Source organism: Caldisphaera sp., assembly GCF_023256325.1.
Classification (GTDB): Archaea; Thermoproteota; Thermoprotei_A; order Sulfolobales; family Acidilobaceae; genus Caldisphaera.
This window is the reverse complement of sequence record NZ_JAGDXI010000006.1, coordinates 43,669-59,494: the sequence shown is the minus strand read 5'-3', so window position 1 is coordinate 59,494 and position 15,826 is coordinate 43,669. Positions and strand designations below refer to the sequence as shown.

Below are 15,826 nucleotides of genomic sequence, written 5' to 3'. Positions count from 1 at the left end.
TAAGAAAATAATTTACTTTGATAAATAAACTTGATCTAAAATTTAAATATCTTAGATTATCATAATAACACTGGTGAAACCTTGTTTGATAATTATAAAGATGGGTTTATCAACGTCTTTGGCGTAAACCTTTATTATAAAATTTATGGACATGGTAAAAACAAAATGTTAATACTTCATGGTGGACCAGGCGGTTCTCATGATTATCTATTACCATTATCATCATTTGCAAGAGAAAATAATACAGTAATTTTTTATGATCAATGCGGTTGCGGAAAATCAGAAGAAGCAAAGGACCTTCAAAATTGTGCCAGATTGGAATATTATGTTGAAGAGGTAGAAGAAGTAAGAAAGAAACTAGCCAAAGATAAAATTATATTACTAGGTCATTCTTGGGGTGGTCTTTTAGCATTAGCTTATGCTATAAAGTATCAAAATAATTTAAAAGGGCTTATAGTTTCAAGCGGACTATCAAGTGTTCCTTTAACAGTTAAAGAAATGAGGAGATTAATAGAAAAATTACCGGAACAAACTAAAAATACTATATATGAATGTGAAAGGAATAATGATTTCTCGAGCGAAAAGTGCACAAAAGCTGTCAATGAGTTCTATATAAGGCATCTTTTTATGTTCCACAGATTTCCAGATTTTGTTCAAAATACCTTTAATTCTATTTCTAATAGGAAAATCTACAAAATAATGAATGGACCCACTGAATTTGAAATAACAGGATCTATCAAAGATATAGATATAACTAATGATATAAAGAATATAAATATACCCACATTGATTTTAGTGGGTGAACATGATGAAGTCACACCTAGAGTTGCGCAAGTTATACATGATAACATAAAGAATTCTTTACTGTATGTTATTCCAAATTCATCACACCTTAACTTCTTAGAAAATCCAAAATATTATTACAATGCAGTTAACAACTTCTTGAAATCAATAACTTCTCCATAATGAATTTTAGTTAATTAGTATATTAATAGGGATCTATGAAAAGTACCCATTAAGTATATCAATTAACTAAAACTTTGTTATAAAATCTTTTTAAATTATTCTAGGAGTATTTATTTAACATTGTTCTGAAAACAGAAAATCTTTAAAAATTGTTTAAAAATAAAAATTTTTAATAGCCAATAATCATTAATAGTTAGGGTTAGCAAAAGATGCAAAAAAGGGTGCTCTTAACAGGGTTTGAACCTTTTTTAGAATTTAATTATAACCCAAGTGGAGATATAGCAAAAAAATTAAATAACTTTGAAACTGATAAGTACAAAATTTATGGGATCGAATTACCTGTTATTCATAAAGAAGCAATAAAGATTCTTGATAAAAAATTTTATGAAATAAAACCTGATCTAGTTATTGGCTTAGGATTGGCTCCTGGAGCCACTGGAATAAGAATAGAAAGGGTAGCTATAAATTCCTATTACTTTAATGATGAGAAAGAAATAGATGATTCAGTAGAAGATGGACCCGCGGCTTTATATACAGGCCTGCCCTATGAAGAAATAAGAAAAATTTTATGGTCAAAAGGAATTCCAGCTTATTACTCATTCCATGCTGGTACATATCTTTGCAATGAGGTATTTTACAAGATTATGAAGTTAGCAAATGAAAAAGGTATTAAAGGAGGATTTATTCACATACCTTTAACGCACAAACAAGTAATCGAGATGAAAAAATTTAATTATCCATCATTAGATGAAAATTTAATTATCGACGCAATAAAGCTAATAATAGATGCTAGCATATAGTTTTGATTTTTCAAAATTAATATTTTATTAAATATATATATGGTAATACGCATATTATTATAAGATGATAGGCGATTGAGTTGAGCTTTGATCTTCCAACAAAAATAATAAATAATCTAGGAAATGATATAGTAAAATCATATAAAACTACTTCAACTCAGAAAAAATTTTCTCTAACTTTAAAAGATATAATTGGTAACGATGATTTGAACGAAATGGAAACCAATGTAGAACTCTATGAATACTCATCAAGATTTTTCAATAACAAAAAAATCATACAAGATAAAAACTTTTTCATGATAGGAATTGATTCAAGTAGCAGAGCAATAATGACTCCTGAGGCAGACATAATGATTTCTGCCGTTTCAATATCTGGTCAAGGACCTGTAGAGTTAAGTGATTGGCCATACCTATATCCGGATTTAGCATACATACCAGTAAAGCCAGAACCATTCATATATGTAGCATCGGATGACTTAGATTTATCTGATAATTTGAATGGAGCAATCAGTCAGATAGGCTTCTTAAATAGTGAGGATGATATATCTAAATTTATGGATTATTCAAGGCTCAAATTGGAGTCTTGGGCGCTTATTGAACCATCATATGCCTTAGGAAAATATTTTAAAGGCAAAAATAAAAAATTTGTTGTATTGCTTGATGGCCCAATATTTTTATTAGACAACAAAAATGATAATTTAAAGTTCGAACTAATGATAAATAGAGCTAAAAGTGTAGAATTGCTGGAAGCACAAAATATACCTGTTATTGGAATAGTAAAAAGGCTAGAGAGAGGGAAAATATTAGGAAAATTACAAGAGTTTTCAGCCATTTTTGATCAATGCATAGGCCATTATTCGAATTTTAATGATTTATTAATAATACAAAAAATGTTGTATTCCAGCTGCTATAATAATTATTATGGAAAAATACTAACGACCCCTAAAATTAAGATTAAATCCGATGGATTAGAAAAAATCGTAGAATATGTATTAATACCTCCGAGCAGATATCAAAGTATTAGTAAAGGAAGAATATTTAGATTGGAGTATACAGAAAAAACCTTAGAGATATTAACTAACATCTACAATACAGAACCTGTTCAAATGTTAATTAATGATTCCATAACAAAACAAAGCTCGGAATCTATAACAATTGCTTACAGCGATAAGAGGGGTAAAATGATAACTCAAGTTTTAAAAGATTTGCTTATCAATACAATAGTAGGTAGAGGCGCCCCAATATCTTACGATACGCTGAGAGAGGCTGAAGCTGAATGGATAAAAAGGAAACAATAGGCTTAAATGAGGAATTCTTAAATAGTGCAGAAGATCAAGCAAATAAACTTGAAAAACTATTATTGATGTCATATGAAGAAGCTAGAAAAGATGGAAAAATAATTGGAAAGATTTCTAGATATGGAGAAGTTAAAGTTGAAGAAAATTCAGAGATAGAATTCATAATTGACCCTGCTACATATTACTCAGATTCTGACGCACCTTTTCATAAAGTTGGGGATTATTTAGTTGTAATAGATCCAAAGGATTTGAGAAAAGTTTTGATAAGAATAAAAAGTATAATAAGAAAGGATGAATTAGCAGCTATAGGGTTAGAACCCCCAATAAGCCAAATAGTAAATAGTGTAGAACCTAGAGGGTTAATAACAAATACTCTAGTTAAGGGAGAACTCGTTTTAGAAATGACTAAGGATGATAAAAATCCAAGGCCAGCTACAAAAAGCATAGAGCCTCAATCACCGGTAGTAGATCCAAATCCTGATATTTTAATTAAGCTATTAGATTTACCAAGAGAAGGAATAACTTTAGGGGCATTAAGTACACCTTCAGGCCTAGTAAAGAATGGTCAAATACCAGTTAGGTTGCCTCTTAGTGCTCTTTATCATCATATGCTTATATTAGGTACTACTGGAAGTGGGAAGACAACATTACTAAAAAATTTGATAGCAAGCTTATATAATCAACTTGAAAAGCACCCAATATCTATAATTATTGATTTAAATCAAGATTTTGTACAGTTACCAATACCAAATAATATAACTCCTATTCCTCAAGAAATAGCAAATAGTTGCTATAAAGATGTTAGGCAACTTAAAGGTATAATATCCGTAGTCCCAATATCATCAGATTTAATAGAATCTAAATTAGACGTGAACATGATTGATATCAATAAAACATTTAAAGAAATTGCAAAAAAATACTTTTATGAAACTTTTGGACCTTTAATAAATAATAATAAGGTAGAATTTAACCAATTTGAAAGAAATAAAACAGTGATTTTACAGACTAATAATCCATTTAAGCTAATATTTATTCCATACGTAATAAATACATTAGAAACAAGTACAGACAATCTTTCTCCGTTATTACCAGGTCTTACTCCTTTAGCAAAAGATCTTCTCAAGAAAATGAGAGAAAAATTCAAGAAAAAACATGGAGTTTATTCACCAATTCAAGCGATTTATGGAGCTTTATCAATATTTATAGATAAATCAATTTACAGATCTTTTAATAAAAACTATAATAAAGATAATTATGATGAAAAGGACGAGCCATTAGAACAAGCATTAGAGTATGTTAAGCCATATATAATCAATTCTGATAATTTAGCTATAGAAAATATGACTGTAGATAACTATGACTTCACAATTCTAGATGCTATAGGAGAGTATGTTGATATATTACTCAAAGCTAGATCCCATGAAGAAACAATAAAGGCTTTATATAGAAGAATATCTTCACTCATTGAAACCCAAATTATTGATATTTTGGTACCGCAACAAAAAAAGTTAATACCTATTAATGAACCTGATTGGAGCACTATAGTAGATCTGAGTAATGATGAAAACATACCTATAATTTTAGACTTAAAATGGGGATTAGACTTAGCTGGATTCGATGCATTAAGGGCTATAACTTATAGGACATTAGATAAATTGATATCGTGGAAACATAAGTCTTGGGCAAAAAGAATTGAAACACCTAACCTTATGGTAATTATAGACGAATCGCATCAATTTTTCCAAAATGAAAGCAAAGTAAAAGAAGACTTAGATGCAATCAGGCAAATATCAGCAATGATTTCAAAAATTGCGCGACTTGGAAGAGCAAGAGGTGTTGGCCTAGTATTCAGCACTCATTCTCCTTCAGATCTTAATGATATTATACTCCAATTAACTAACACTAAAATTATATTGAGAACAGAAAAAAGCCAACTAGAAAAAATTTCTGTTCCTAAGGAAGCATTAGAATATTTGCCAAGGCTTCAAGATAGAATGATGCTTGTAGAAAGCTATGCATTTAGAATGGGCTATGTCTTTGCACAAACAACTACGCCTTTAACTGCCCATTATGATATCTCAGCAAATATAACATATTATTAAAATCTCTAAACGCACATATTAATTGGGTGCAGTTATTGAGCCACGTGTTTACGAGAACTGGAGATGACGGAAGTACCTACTGCAATCTATTAAAAACCAGGGTTCCTAAAGACCATCCTATAATAGAACTAATTGGGACTTTAGATGAAGCAAATAGCTTTATAGGATTAGCTAGGTCGTTTTTACCGCCATATATGAAAGACATTGAAAATGATCTTAAAGATCTTCAATACTTAACGTTTAGAATAGGGTTTCATGTTTCTGGAGTAAAAGCTATTAATGAAGAAGATATATCTAAACTAGAAGAATTGGCGGATAAATATTATGGTTTAGCGCCCTTAAAGCATTTTGTTTTACCTGCAGGTACACAATCAGCATCTGCGTTGCATGTTGCTAGAACAGTAGTAAGAAGAGCTGAAAGAGCTTTAATAAAAGCTGGTAGAGAATTTAATTTTGATGATATTGTTTATAAGGCCATTAATAGGCTTAGCAGTGCTCTTTTTGCTCTTGCTGTTTATATAAATAAAGTATCTGGATATCCTGAAGAACCGGTTTCTTTTAGGTGATATTGATGGGATTAATAATAAAAGAAATGAAAGCTATTGATTCATCTTTTGTCTCAAGTGATGGAAATGGATTACCTTATATATTAAACGGGAAACCATTAGAAGGCGAAATAAGAATATGGAAGGAAAATATACTAGACGAACCTTACAATTTTGGATTACCCGATCAAAATGATATAAAGAAGGCCATGGAAACATCATTAAACTCTGACTCCCTAAAATCTACTAATATTTATAATAGGATTGAAGAATTAATAGAGATATCAAGTAAGATAGAAAAATATGAAGAAAACATATCAAGATTAATATCATTAGAAACTGGAAAAAGTATTGAATTGTCTAGAGAAGAGATTCAAGCTGCTGAGAAGATTATGGAAAATTCGTGGGCTTTCCTATCTAATACAGAAACCTTAACAAGAGACGGACCTATATCATTTGTCTCAGATTCAAGCAATACAATAACTCAAGTAAAATTAGAAAAAGGATTAAGCATTGTTTTTCCAGCATATACTTCTCCATTTTTTACAACGATTTCTTCAATAACTAGGTCATTAATCTCAGGAACACCTGTAATAGTTAAGCCTTCATCATACTCTTTAGCCTCTTCTCTTTCAGCAATTTCTATGTTTTCTGACTCATCATTATTTGAATCCATTTCGTTTTTACCAACAAGAGGTATGTCTTATATTAATTTATTTGATAATGAAGAATTTGTATATTACTTTTATGGGAAAAAAATCAATTACAAAAACTTAATGAAAAACCTCTCTGGAAGGTTTATTGCTAATTGCTCTGGAAGGGTAGTTGTTGTTTTATGCAACTTACCTGAAAATGTTGATTTGCTTTCCAACATAATAGCAAGGCTTTCACTAAAACATTCTGGTCAGGCATGTGGTTCAGTTAGCTGGTTAATTTCACTTGAACACTTGAAAGATAACATAATAGAATCTATTGCTGATAGATTTTCGCAATCACTTGTCGGAAATCCATTAGAAGGAAAAGAGGTTGGACCATTAAAAAACAAAGAAATTGCCGATAGATCAACAAAATTAATTAATGATGCGATTTATAAAGGAGGATCATTGTTAACCGGGGGGTTAACAAATGGAAGATACATTGAGCCTACACTTATTGATAACATAGCTAAGAATTCAGAAATACTTTGGAATGATGTAGAAGCACCTGTACTAACATCAACAAGTGTTTCTACCTGCACTGAGGCCATATCTATAGTAAAAATGATGTCAGGAACAAATATTACAATAATATTTGGCAATGATAATATAATTAACAAACTAGCTAAATCTAAAAAAGGTGTTGTAATTAAAGGATCTGATAAAATAGAAACAATTTTAAATTCAATTTGTTACTCTAATGGAGACCCTATTAATGGAATAGCGAAAAGCCCCTTTCCAGGAGAGTTAGCTTTTGACAAATCTTTAATAATTTACTGAGTCGTTGGGGCAAGCAAATACCTTATCTTGCTCTTATCTGGAGCGTTAAATATTAATTCTATAGGCTTTTCGCTAGAAAATCTAACTTCAACTGTTTCAGCGATCTTAGCTAGATTTAAAACATTTTTTAAATAGTTAACATCGTAGGAACTAATGGATTTATTCTTAGTTTCTATTTCAATTAATGAAGTAGAACCTTTAGACAAATTAACTTCAGCTCTAGGTCCTTCACCTTTAGCTCTTATCTTAAAACTATTTTCATCAGCTTCCAGCTCTACTATGTCCCCGAAGGAGCTAGCGTCTGATAAGATTTTCTTAAAAGTGTCACCAATAACTACAACTCTTGTATCAAAATCTATCTTAATATCTTTGGGAACATCTATTGAGACTTCTATGTTTGGTATTAGATATTTCTTTATTACATCCCCTTCAATTTTAATTAATATATTTTGATCAGAGACTAAAAATGTGACATTATCACCTTTCTTGCCTCTTGATACTATATTACTAAGGGACTGCACATTAACTCCCATGTTTATTTCCTTCTCAACTTCATACTCTAAAAAAGTCTCATATGGCATGTTAATTTCTATGTAAGCTATCTTTCCTGGATCAGTAGCAACTATTTTTATACCTTCTTTTTTTATTTCAAAGTTTGCTTCCTCTATTATTTCAGATAATGTTGATGTTATTTGATATAAAACTCTAGAATCTGGATATTTAAATTTGGCAGATGCTTTTCCTATTTGTGATTCAATACTAGATTCCATTTTTAATCCCTCTTATTTATATAACGTTAGGGGATAATAAAAATAATGAGTTGATCAAAATGATTAAGGACTATATTAAATTAATAAGACCATTAAATGATATTATGATAGGTTTTTCCGTGATTGTTGGCTCATTTATCGCTTCTGGAAGACAAATTCCTCCTATAAATTCTCTAATATTTGGTTTTTTAACAGGATTTTTCATATCTTCAAGTGCAATGATATTAAACGACATAATAGACATAAATATAGATAAAGTAAATAATCCTAGTAGGCCTTTACCTTCAGGTAAGATAAATACAAATAGAGCATACTTTTTATTTTATCTATTTACATTTTTAGGTTTAATCTTCTCCTTTTTAACTGGTATAATAACATTCATTATAGCCTTGATATCTTATTTTATAGCAGTTCTATACAATAAGAAAGGTAAAAAATCTGGATTCATTGGAAATGTAATGGTTGCATACTCTATGGGGGTTCCCCTATTATATGGGGCGGCTATGATAAATAAACTTGGTTTGAATATCGTGATTTATTGGTTAATGATATTTTTATCAGGTATAGCCAGAGAAATAACTAAAGGCATTTCTGATGTCGAGGGAGATAAAATTGCTGGAGTTAAAACATTAGCAGTAATTTTTGGAAGGAGAACTGCAGCAATCTTTGCTTTTCTATTTTATATTATCGCGGTCTCTTTAAGTCCATTACCAGTTATCATGAATAAAGTATATACAATGATATATATAATACCAATATCCATAGTTGATATAATATTTATTACACTATCGTTACTAACTATCATAAAACCTACAAAAGAAATATCTACAAAAAACAAAAATATTTCCTTAATAGCTATGCTTATAGGATTATTAGGTTTTTTAATGAGCACAAAACCTTAGGTGGCTGAGATGAAAGATATAATAGCAGAGCTAACACCATATAGCAACAAAGAAAAACTTTTGAGATATGCAAAAGATCTAATAGAGTACTCAGATATTATAGATATACCAGATGCTCCTTTAGGAATGCCTTCACCCTCTTCTTCAATAATATCTTGCTTAGTAAAAGATAAGTTTGATAGCGCCAACATAATTACCAACTTGCGCTTGCTAGATATAAATAGGCTTAACTTAATTAACACAATTACTGCTCTTAAAATGAATCAAATAAATAATTTCTTATTAGTTAGAGGAGATCTACCGCAAGTAGGGAAAAAAATTGATGATATAACGCCAGATGAAGCTATAGATATAATAAGATCAAAGTATATCGATACAAATCTGGGATTATTATTAAATTTAAACAAACCTATTCGCGAAATAAATGACAGAATAGAACGTAGAGCCTCATTTTATTTGATAACAAGGCCATGGTTTAGTGAAAAACTGGAGGAAGTATCAAAAAAAGTTAAAGGACAAAGATCTAAACTATATTTGTATTTTGTTTTAATTACTGAAAAAAATAGAGAATTTTTATTAAAACATTTACCTATTGAAGAATTGATTCAAATGGAAAAATTAGATGAAGCCATTCAAAAAGTTGAAAACTACGTGGATGGAATTTTATTTTCCTCTCCGATGGATCATGAGGGATTAATCAACTCATTAAAAATATCTCACAAATTTATTTAGGCATTATTTAAATTATCATTTGCAAGAAACAAAAAAAGTAAAAAATTAAATCCATAACAGATAAAAGAAAAGTTCTTTATGCGAGCAGAAAATGGAATAATTCCTTCTAGAAAATCGTTTTGTAATTGCGAGAGAGTTCCTTAGACTAAATCTCTTCTACGAGGATGCTCTGGTATTTAAATATTATCACTTGATTAAATAGTCTAAGTATCTGATAATTATTTTTAATTATTCGAAAATTTATTATATTAAACCTTTAAATTTAACACAAGATCAATTATTTTATCATTAATGGTAACAAGTAATTAAGATATTTAAACCTTTAAATCAATGAATTGGATAGGGTATCCACATGGAAGATTATAGCAAGTTGAGGGCTTATACTTTCGTAAGTACTTCAATATCAATATTTCTATATGGATTTTCAGTAACTTTAGGTTCATTATTAACACAAATAAGTTTTTATCCAAAAAGTATGGAACTATACCTACTTATAGAACCGCCAGTATCTCTTTTATTGGGAAATTTTTTGTTTAGCTATATTGCAGATAAATACGGTAGAAAACCAGTATTAGTAATCACTCCAATATTGTTTTCTATTGGCATCTTGCTATTTCTTCTTCTTAATCCTTATATATCATTAATTGGAATAGGCCTCTTTCTCTTTTCTATAGCAGGTGGAGATGAACCAGCTATCATTTCTTATTTGACCGAAAATCTAAGCGCGAATGATAGGGGTAAATTTATAATGCTAATTACAAATTTTGTTAATATTGGAGCTCTTTTATCATCCATTATCTTTATATTCTTCGAAAATTATACAATAATTAAATTAACTATAACATTTATTTTAATCCTTTCTCTTACAAGTTCTTACTTTTTTAGAAAAAAACTCCCTGAATCTAAAGTCTGGGTTTTATCCAATTCAAAAAACATAAGTTTTATAAATGAAAATCACAAAAGAATTCTGCCTTTAATATTAATATCAATTTCAACGATTTTAACTTATGGTTTAATATCTTGGGTTATCGGGCCATACTATTATCCTAATTTAACTTATTATATAGTCTTTCTTTTTAATTTAGGAAACATTGCTGGTGGTCTTTTAGGTTATTTTATTATTAGTAAAATAAAGAGAACTTCATTTACATTATTTGGTTTTTTTGGTGGGTCTTTAACTTCACTAATTTTACTATTAATTGTACACTCATTTAATAATTATATTTTGTTTTTATCATTAATATTAACAAACGGTATTTTTACTCAATTAACCTGGGGCACTAGGCTAGTACTTGAAGGAGAGTTGCTTAGAACAAAATATAGAGCAACAGGAATATCTGTAGTAAGAGCATCTGGTTGGATTATTTATATATTTTCGGCCATATTTACTTATAGTTTTAGCATTGCCTTTTTCCAAATTTATGATATATTATTTTGGATAATTGGTTTGTTAGGATCAGCTTTATGGTACACCTATGGCTTTGATACGAATAACTTGCAAATAATAAAGCTTGATGAAATAAATTTATAGTTTTATCATTATAATAAAAAGCGAATTTATTAACTTTAATAATGCAAATATAATGGGTGAAAATTTGGAACTTAAAGGAGTAGTAGTTCCTATGGTTACACCTTTTAAATATAATGGCGATATAGACTATGAAGGACTAAAATGGCTAATAGATTATACTATAAATAATGGAGTTAACGCCTTATTTCCAAATTCAACTACTGGTGAATTTGTTAGTTTAAGAGAAGAAGAACAAATAAACTTTGTCAAAAAGACTATAGAATTTTCAAATAAAAAAGTTCCAATATTACCAGGTATCACAACAAATTCAACGCAATTATCTATTTTTCTAGGAAAGACCTACTTAGATTATGGAGCAGATGGATTAATTGTTATGCCCCCATTTTTCTATAAGTTGAAAGAAAGCGAATTATATATGCACTTTTCCACAATAGCTAAATCTCTAGATGCTCCAATTATATTATATAATAATCCTTTCACAACAGGGACTGTAATACCAATAAGCATATATGAAAAGTTGGCTAAAGAGCATAGCAATGTGATCGGGGTTAAGATAACATATGATAACTTTGATTATATAAGAAAAAGCATTGAAGTTATGAAAGGATTAAGAAAGAATTTTTATATATTAACAGGGATGGTTCAAATGTTCTTACCTGTGTTAATTATGGGCGGGGATGGAACTGTATCAGGGTTAGCAAATGTATTTCCTAAACTACATGTTGAATTATATAATGAATTTGTAAGTGGTCACTATGACAAAGCTTTAGAATTAAATAAAAAAATCTTACAAATATCAAGGATCTATGACATTGGTTTTTCTAATTCAAGCGCAACAAAAGCTGCATTAGAACTAATGAATTCTCCAATTAAAAGTTACGTTAGGATGCCATTAAGAGAAGAAGATGCTGAAAATAAAATAAAGATAAAAAGAGTAATAGATGAAGTTAATAAGTACTAGCTTTTCTCCGATCTATTGTAAAGGTGACTCCTATCATTTTGCAACCCCTAATAATTTAGGAACTTAGGTTATTCAGGGTGGAATGATAGATTATAAAATATGCCATTATAATATCTTGGATTGAAATGTAACGAGTTTAACAGAATATGAGCTGCGTTTCGCCATTAGATGAGGGAGACCAGTTAAATAACAGGATTAAATTCTTTTAAATTTGTTTCAGGATTGTATACTCTTGAAAATGATCCATCGATTTTTAATATAGTTAATTCAACTAGAGGATCTACAGTAGCTCTAATCAGATGTCCTCCTATTAATTCCTTTTTAGGTGATGCTAATCCAACGTGTATATGAAGCCTTGGCTCATTTTTGGTTATACTACCGTGCATAGAAACAAGTTCATACCTTTCATTTATATTTATTGAATCATAATTAGATCCATTAAAATAGCCCACTTCAAAGTTTTTCAACATGCCTATACCTGTTAAAATGATACCAGCATTTATATTATATAATACTGCAAGATTTTCTAATTGAAACATTAAATCTTCATCTTTATCTAACTTTGCAATAATAAAATTTCTATCAATTCTATGTTTCATATTAATTCACCACAATTTCTATTTTATGTACAAAACTTTTAATTTTTTAGCATAAATATAAAATTGTGATACAAATGAAAGTTGGTATTATTGGATTAGGAATAATGGGATATAGAATAGCCAAAAATCTTGCCAAAGATGATATATTAAATTATGTGTATGATAGAACTCCAGCGAAGGCCATGGAGTTTAAAAAAGAATTTGAAAATGTTGAATATTTTAATAATCCGACAGATCTTGCAAAAAACTCTGATGTAGTTATAACAATACTTTCTGACGATAATGCCGTAACATCAATAATCAAACCTCTGATACCAATTGCATCTAATAAAATAATTATAGATATGTCGACCATATCCCCAATAACTAGTTATGAACTAGCTAAAGAAATAAACTCCAAAGGATATTTTTACGATGCACCAATTATAGGAACTTCAATAGCTGTAGAAAATAAATCAATAGTTATACTAGTTGGCGGACCCTATGAAAAATTTGAAACAGTTAAAGAGATTTTAACACATACTTCAAACAATATAGTCTATATGGGTGGAAATGGGTTTGGCCTTAAAGGAAAGCTTGTTAATAACCTATTAATAGGGGTTTATATGGCAGCTCTTTCTGAAGCATTTAATTTTGGCCTTGATTTGGGATTAACAAAAGAACAAATAGGCGATATATTATCAAAGCTAAGCAGTGCCAGGTCCCCAACTAGTGAAATTAAAATACCCAAGATTATAAACGGAGATTATTCAACACAATTTTCAGTTAAAAATATCAGAAAAGATTTAGATATAATTATTAATATCTCTCAGCATTATAATTCCTTAGTTCCTTTAGCAAGCTTGACAGAAAACCTTTATAAAATTACTGAAAGCTTGGGTTATTCGAGTCTCGATTTCTCTTCTATTTTCGAGATGTATAGAAAACTAACATTAAAATAACTTAAATCTTATTCAACATATTTCTCAAACATGTCTTCAAAAAATTTTTTAAACTCATTGTAATCTCCACCTAGCAATCTATATTGCGATAAAAGTCCTGAAAGTTCCAATGTCATATATTTTGCATCTTCTCTTAACTTATAAATACGAAAAACTAGTGATGCCTCTTCGGATGATACTTCTGCTAACCTGCGTAATAATTCTTTGCATGAGTCATTATATACTCTATTATTATATTCCTCACTGCTTCCATTTGGTTTATATCCTTTAAGATCTCTTCTAATTCCATTCTCAGAACTTCTAATTTCTTCCTTTTCTCCAAAATCTCTTCGATTATTTCTTCCTGATTTATACAATTCTTTTCCATCTCTTCTCATTAAATAAAAGTTTTTTAATGTATGAATATTTTTCCATTTTTATGCTAGATAAAGAAGCTTTAAAATGCTATAATCTAAAAAATATGTATTATTGCTTATAAATAGTTATTTGTTTATTATTTTACGGTGAAGAAATTGTCGGAGAAAGAAGAAAAGAAAACAACAAAGGCAAAGAAAAAAGGTTGCTAATATTTTTATGATTACATGTTTTTTACTTTAAATATTTTTCTGTTAAATATTTTATTAGATATTCTGGGTTATATACTTCGCCTATTTTCATAAGTAATAATTCTTTAGGTTTATATGTAGATCCATACTTATGAATTAAATCCCTTAACCTATCTTTAATATCATTAAATCTTTTTTCATTTATAAGGTCATATAAAGGTGTATTTTTCATCAAATATTCTCTTATCTGAGCTGCAACGATGTTTCCTAATGTATATGTTGGGAAATAACCTAGATCTCCATGGCTCCAATGAACATCTTGAAGAATTCCTTCACTAAATGTTTTAGGTCTAATTCCTAAAAGCTCTTCCATATTCTGATTCCAAATTTCTGGTAGTTCATCGACTTTTGTTTCACCTTTTAGCATAAGCCTTTCTAACTCAAATCTTAACAATATATGGAAATTATACGTTAATTCATCAGCTTCTGTTCTTATTAAACTTGGTTTGACGCTTGCAAAGTATCTGAAAAGATCCTCATCTGTATATTTTTTAGTAAATTCTAAATTTTTATCTAATATGGATTTTACTATGCTAGTGAATTGATAGCTTCTGCCTATTATATTTTCCCAGAACCTACTTTGACTCTCATGAATACCTAAGCTTACTCCTCCACCTATTGGCGTCATTTTTAGATTTTCATCTATTTGAAGTTCATAAGTAGCATGACCAAATTCATGGATAACGCTGAATAGTGATCTTTTAAAATCATAACCTTCGTATCTTGTTGTAATCCTAACATCATTTATACCTAATCCTTGAGTAAATGGATGAGGGCTTACATCTAATCTGGCCCTATCCCATGGATATTGAAGTAAATTTAAAATTTCTATATTAACTTTCTCCATTTTTTCTTTCTCATATTTAATTTTTTCTAATTCTGGCTCAAAATAGAAATATTTCTGTGATATTACCTTATCTAATAATCTCTTTAGATTAGGTCTCAAATAACTAAATATGCTAACAACGTCTCTTGCTCTTAATCCTTCTTCAAATAAATCTAATAAGGCATCGTATGGCTCTTCTTCGTATCCAAGTTTTTCAGCTTTTTCTATGTTAAGTTTAATTATTTTTTCCAAATAAGGTGCAAATATTGAGAAATCATTCTTTTCTCTAGCTACTTTCCAAGCATGAAAAGCCTCTTCAGAAGTCTTTGATATCTCATATATTAATGATGGAGGAAGTTTTTTGAATATTGATATTTCCCTATCTAAAACTCTAACAACTCCCTTTTCGTAATCATTTAAATTATCTTGATTTTTTGCCTTTTCAACTAGCTGAACAAAGCTATCACTCAACAAAAGTTCTTGTAATAACGTGCTTAGTTCAGCAAAGGCATATCCCCTTTCTTCGCTACCTTTAGGAGGCATATATGTTTCATTATCCCAACCCATTAATCCCATAGCATGACCTATTGACCATATTCTTCTGTATTTATTTAAAATTTCCTTAACAACTTCGTTTTCAAACATAGTTATCACACCTGTTTAATGAAATATTCTAAGTAATATATTTTTATTACAAGAACTAGTTTTTCTATACAATATTGGTCATAATGTAAAGTATTTATTTTTCACTATGGTTGTACTAATTGGTGTAT

The 15,826-nt window shown here is 29.4% G+C and carries 15 protein-coding genes; 11 read left to right on the top strand and 4 right to left on the bottom strand.

Annotation, left to right across the window (positions count from 1 at the left end):
- Positions 1-81: 81 nt before the first annotated feature.
- From Q0C16_RS00590 to Q0C16_RS00565, 6 genes are all read left to right on the top strand, one after another.
- Positions 82-966: a proline iminopeptidase-family hydrolase gene (locus Q0C16_RS00590; protein WP_292319096.1), complete on the top strand. Its 885-nt coding sequence runs from the start codon at positions 82-84 to the stop codon at positions 964-966.
- Positions 967-1,175: 209 nt separating this feature from the next.
- The gene (locus Q0C16_RS00585) at positions 1,176-1,766 is read left to right on the top strand and encodes a hypothetical protein (RefSeq protein ID WP_292319095.1); all 591 of its coding nucleotides are present in this window, start codon (positions 1,176-1,178) and stop codon (positions 1,764-1,766) included.
- Between the two features lie 80 nt (positions 1,767-1,846).
- Entirely contained in the window at positions 1,847-3,064 is a 1,218-nt protein-coding gene (locus Q0C16_RS00580; protein WP_292319094.1) for a DNA double-strand break repair nuclease NurA, read from the top strand.
- Positions 3,043-5,166 (top strand): ATP-binding protein, encoded by a 2,124-nt coding sequence (locus tag Q0C16_RS00575; protein ID WP_292319093.1) that lies wholly within the window; start codon positions 3,043-3,045, stop codon positions 5,164-5,166. Before Q0C16_RS00580 ends, Q0C16_RS00575 begins: the two co-directional genes overlap by 22 nt.
- Positions 5,167-5,210: 44 nt before the next feature.
- Positions 5,211-5,732: a cob(I)yrinic acid a,c-diamide adenosyltransferase gene (locus Q0C16_RS00570; protein ID WP_292319165.1), complete on the top strand. Its 522-nt coding sequence runs from the start codon at positions 5,211-5,213 to the stop codon at positions 5,730-5,732.
- Positions 5,733-5,737: 5 nt separating this feature from the next.
- Positions 5,738-7,186 (top strand): aldehyde dehydrogenase family protein, encoded by a 1,449-nt coding sequence (locus tag Q0C16_RS00565; RefSeq protein ID WP_292319092.1) that lies wholly within the window; start codon positions 5,738-5,740, stop codon positions 7,184-7,186.
- Here the strand turns inward: Q0C16_RS00565 and pcn are convergent.
- The gene (gene pcn, locus Q0C16_RS00560) at positions 7,180-7,956 is read right to left on the bottom strand and encodes a proliferating cell nuclear antigen (pcna) (RefSeq protein WP_292319091.1); all 777 of its coding nucleotides are present in this window, start codon (positions 7,954-7,956) and stop codon (positions 7,180-7,182) included. The two genes, Q0C16_RS00565 and pcn, sit on opposite strands and share 7 nt — an antisense overlap.
- A gap of 59 nt (positions 7,957-8,015) precedes the next feature.
- Here pcn and Q0C16_RS00555 point away from each other — a divergent pair, with 59 nt between their 5' ends.
- The 4 genes from Q0C16_RS00555 to Q0C16_RS00540 all read left to right on the top strand — a co-directional run bounded on the left by Q0C16_RS00555 (position 8,016) and on the right by Q0C16_RS00540 (position 12,082).
- Positions 8,016-8,858 (top strand): UbiA family prenyltransferase, encoded by an 843-nt coding sequence (locus Q0C16_RS00555; protein ID WP_292319090.1) that lies wholly within the window; start codon positions 8,016-8,018, stop codon positions 8,856-8,858.
- Between the two features lie 9 nt (positions 8,859-8,867).
- Positions 8,868-9,590 (top strand): hypothetical protein, encoded by a 723-nt coding sequence (locus Q0C16_RS00550; protein ID WP_292319089.1) that lies wholly within the window; start codon positions 8,868-8,870, stop codon positions 9,588-9,590.
- A gap of 352 nt (positions 9,591-9,942) precedes the next feature.
- Positions 9,943-11,121 carry an MFS transporter gene (locus tag Q0C16_RS00545; protein ID WP_292319088.1) on the top strand — a complete coding sequence of 393 codons (1,179 nt, stop codon included), beginning with the start codon at positions 9,943-9,945 and terminating at the stop codon, positions 11,119-11,121.
- Between the two features lie 52 nt (positions 11,122-11,173).
- Positions 11,174-12,082 carry a dihydrodipicolinate synthase family protein gene (locus tag Q0C16_RS00540; RefSeq protein WP_292319087.1) on the top strand — a complete coding sequence of 303 codons (909 nt, stop codon included), beginning with the start codon at positions 11,174-11,176 and terminating at the stop codon, positions 12,080-12,082.
- A 182-nt stretch (positions 12,083-12,264) separates the two neighbouring features.
- Here Q0C16_RS00540 and Q0C16_RS00535 read toward each other — a convergent pair whose 3' ends face one another.
- Positions 12,265-12,681 carry a PPC domain-containing DNA-binding protein gene (locus Q0C16_RS00535; protein ID WP_292319086.1) on the bottom strand — a complete coding sequence of 139 codons (417 nt, stop codon included), beginning with the start codon at positions 12,679-12,681 and terminating at the stop codon, positions 12,265-12,267.
- A 74-nt stretch (positions 12,682-12,755) separates the two neighbouring features.
- Here Q0C16_RS00535 and Q0C16_RS00530 point away from each other — a divergent pair, with 74 nt between their 5' ends.
- Positions 12,756-13,622 carry an NAD(P)-dependent oxidoreductase gene (locus Q0C16_RS00530; protein WP_292319164.1) on the top strand — a complete coding sequence of 289 codons (867 nt, stop codon included), beginning with the start codon at positions 12,756-12,758 and terminating at the stop codon, positions 13,620-13,622.
- A gap of 8 nt (positions 13,623-13,630) precedes the next feature.
- Here the strand turns inward: Q0C16_RS00530 and Q0C16_RS00525 are convergent, their stop codons facing one another.
- The gene (locus Q0C16_RS00525) at positions 13,631-13,999 is read right to left on the bottom strand and encodes a hypothetical protein (protein WP_292319085.1); all 369 of its coding nucleotides are present in this window, start codon (positions 13,997-13,999) and stop codon (positions 13,631-13,633) included.
- A 211-nt stretch (positions 14,000-14,210) separates the two neighbouring features.
- On the bottom strand, positions 14,211-15,698 hold the full coding sequence (locus tag Q0C16_RS00520) for a carboxypeptidase M32 (RefSeq protein ID WP_292319084.1): 1,488 nt from the start codon (positions 15,696-15,698) through the stop codon (positions 14,211-14,213).
- Between the last annotated feature and the right edge of the window lie 128 nt (positions 15,699-15,826).

Bases quoted from the DNA above. Each gene is read 5' to 3' on its own strand.
- Q0C16_RS00520 (WP_292319084.1), bottom strand. From the start codon at position 15,698: ATGTTTGAAAACGAAGTTGTTAAGGAAATTTTAAATAAATACAGAAGA.
- Q0C16_RS00575 (WP_292319093.1), top strand. From the start codon at position 3,043: ATGGATAAAAAGGAAACAATAGGCTTAAATGAGGAATTCTTAAATAGT.
- pcn (WP_292319091.1), bottom strand. From the start codon at position 7,956: ATGGAATCTAGTATTGAATCACAAATAGGAAAAGCATCTGCCAAATTT.
- Q0C16_RS00585 (WP_292319095.1), top strand. From the start codon at position 1,176: ATGCAAAAAAGGGTGCTCTTAACAGGGTTTGAACCTTTTTTAGAATTT.
- Q0C16_RS00545 (WP_292319088.1), top strand. From the start codon at position 9,943: ATGGAAGATTATAGCAAGTTGAGGGCTTATACTTTCGTAAGTACTTCA.
- Q0C16_RS00555 (WP_292319090.1), top strand. From the start codon at position 8,016: ATGATTAAGGACTATATTAAATTAATAAGACCATTAAATGATATTATG.
- Q0C16_RS00565 (WP_292319092.1), top strand. From the start codon at position 5,738: ATGGGATTAATAATAAAAGAAATGAAAGCTATTGATTCATCTTTTGTC.
- Q0C16_RS00540 (WP_292319087.1), top strand. From the start codon at position 11,174: ATGGGTGAAAATTTGGAACTTAAAGGAGTAGTAGTTCCTATGGTTACA.
- Q0C16_RS00535 (WP_292319086.1), bottom strand. From the start codon at position 12,681: ATGAAACATAGAATTGATAGAAATTTTATTATTGCAAAGTTAGATAAA.
- Q0C16_RS00530 (WP_292319164.1), top strand. From the start codon at position 12,756: ATGAAAGTTGGTATTATTGGATTAGGAATAATGGGATATAGAATAGCC.
- Q0C16_RS00550 (WP_292319089.1), top strand. From the start codon at position 8,868: ATGAAAGATATAATAGCAGAGCTAACACCATATAGCAACAAAGAAAAA.
- Q0C16_RS00525 (WP_292319085.1), bottom strand. From the start codon at position 13,999: ATGAGAAGAGATGGAAAAGAATTGTATAAATCAGGAAGAAATAATCGA.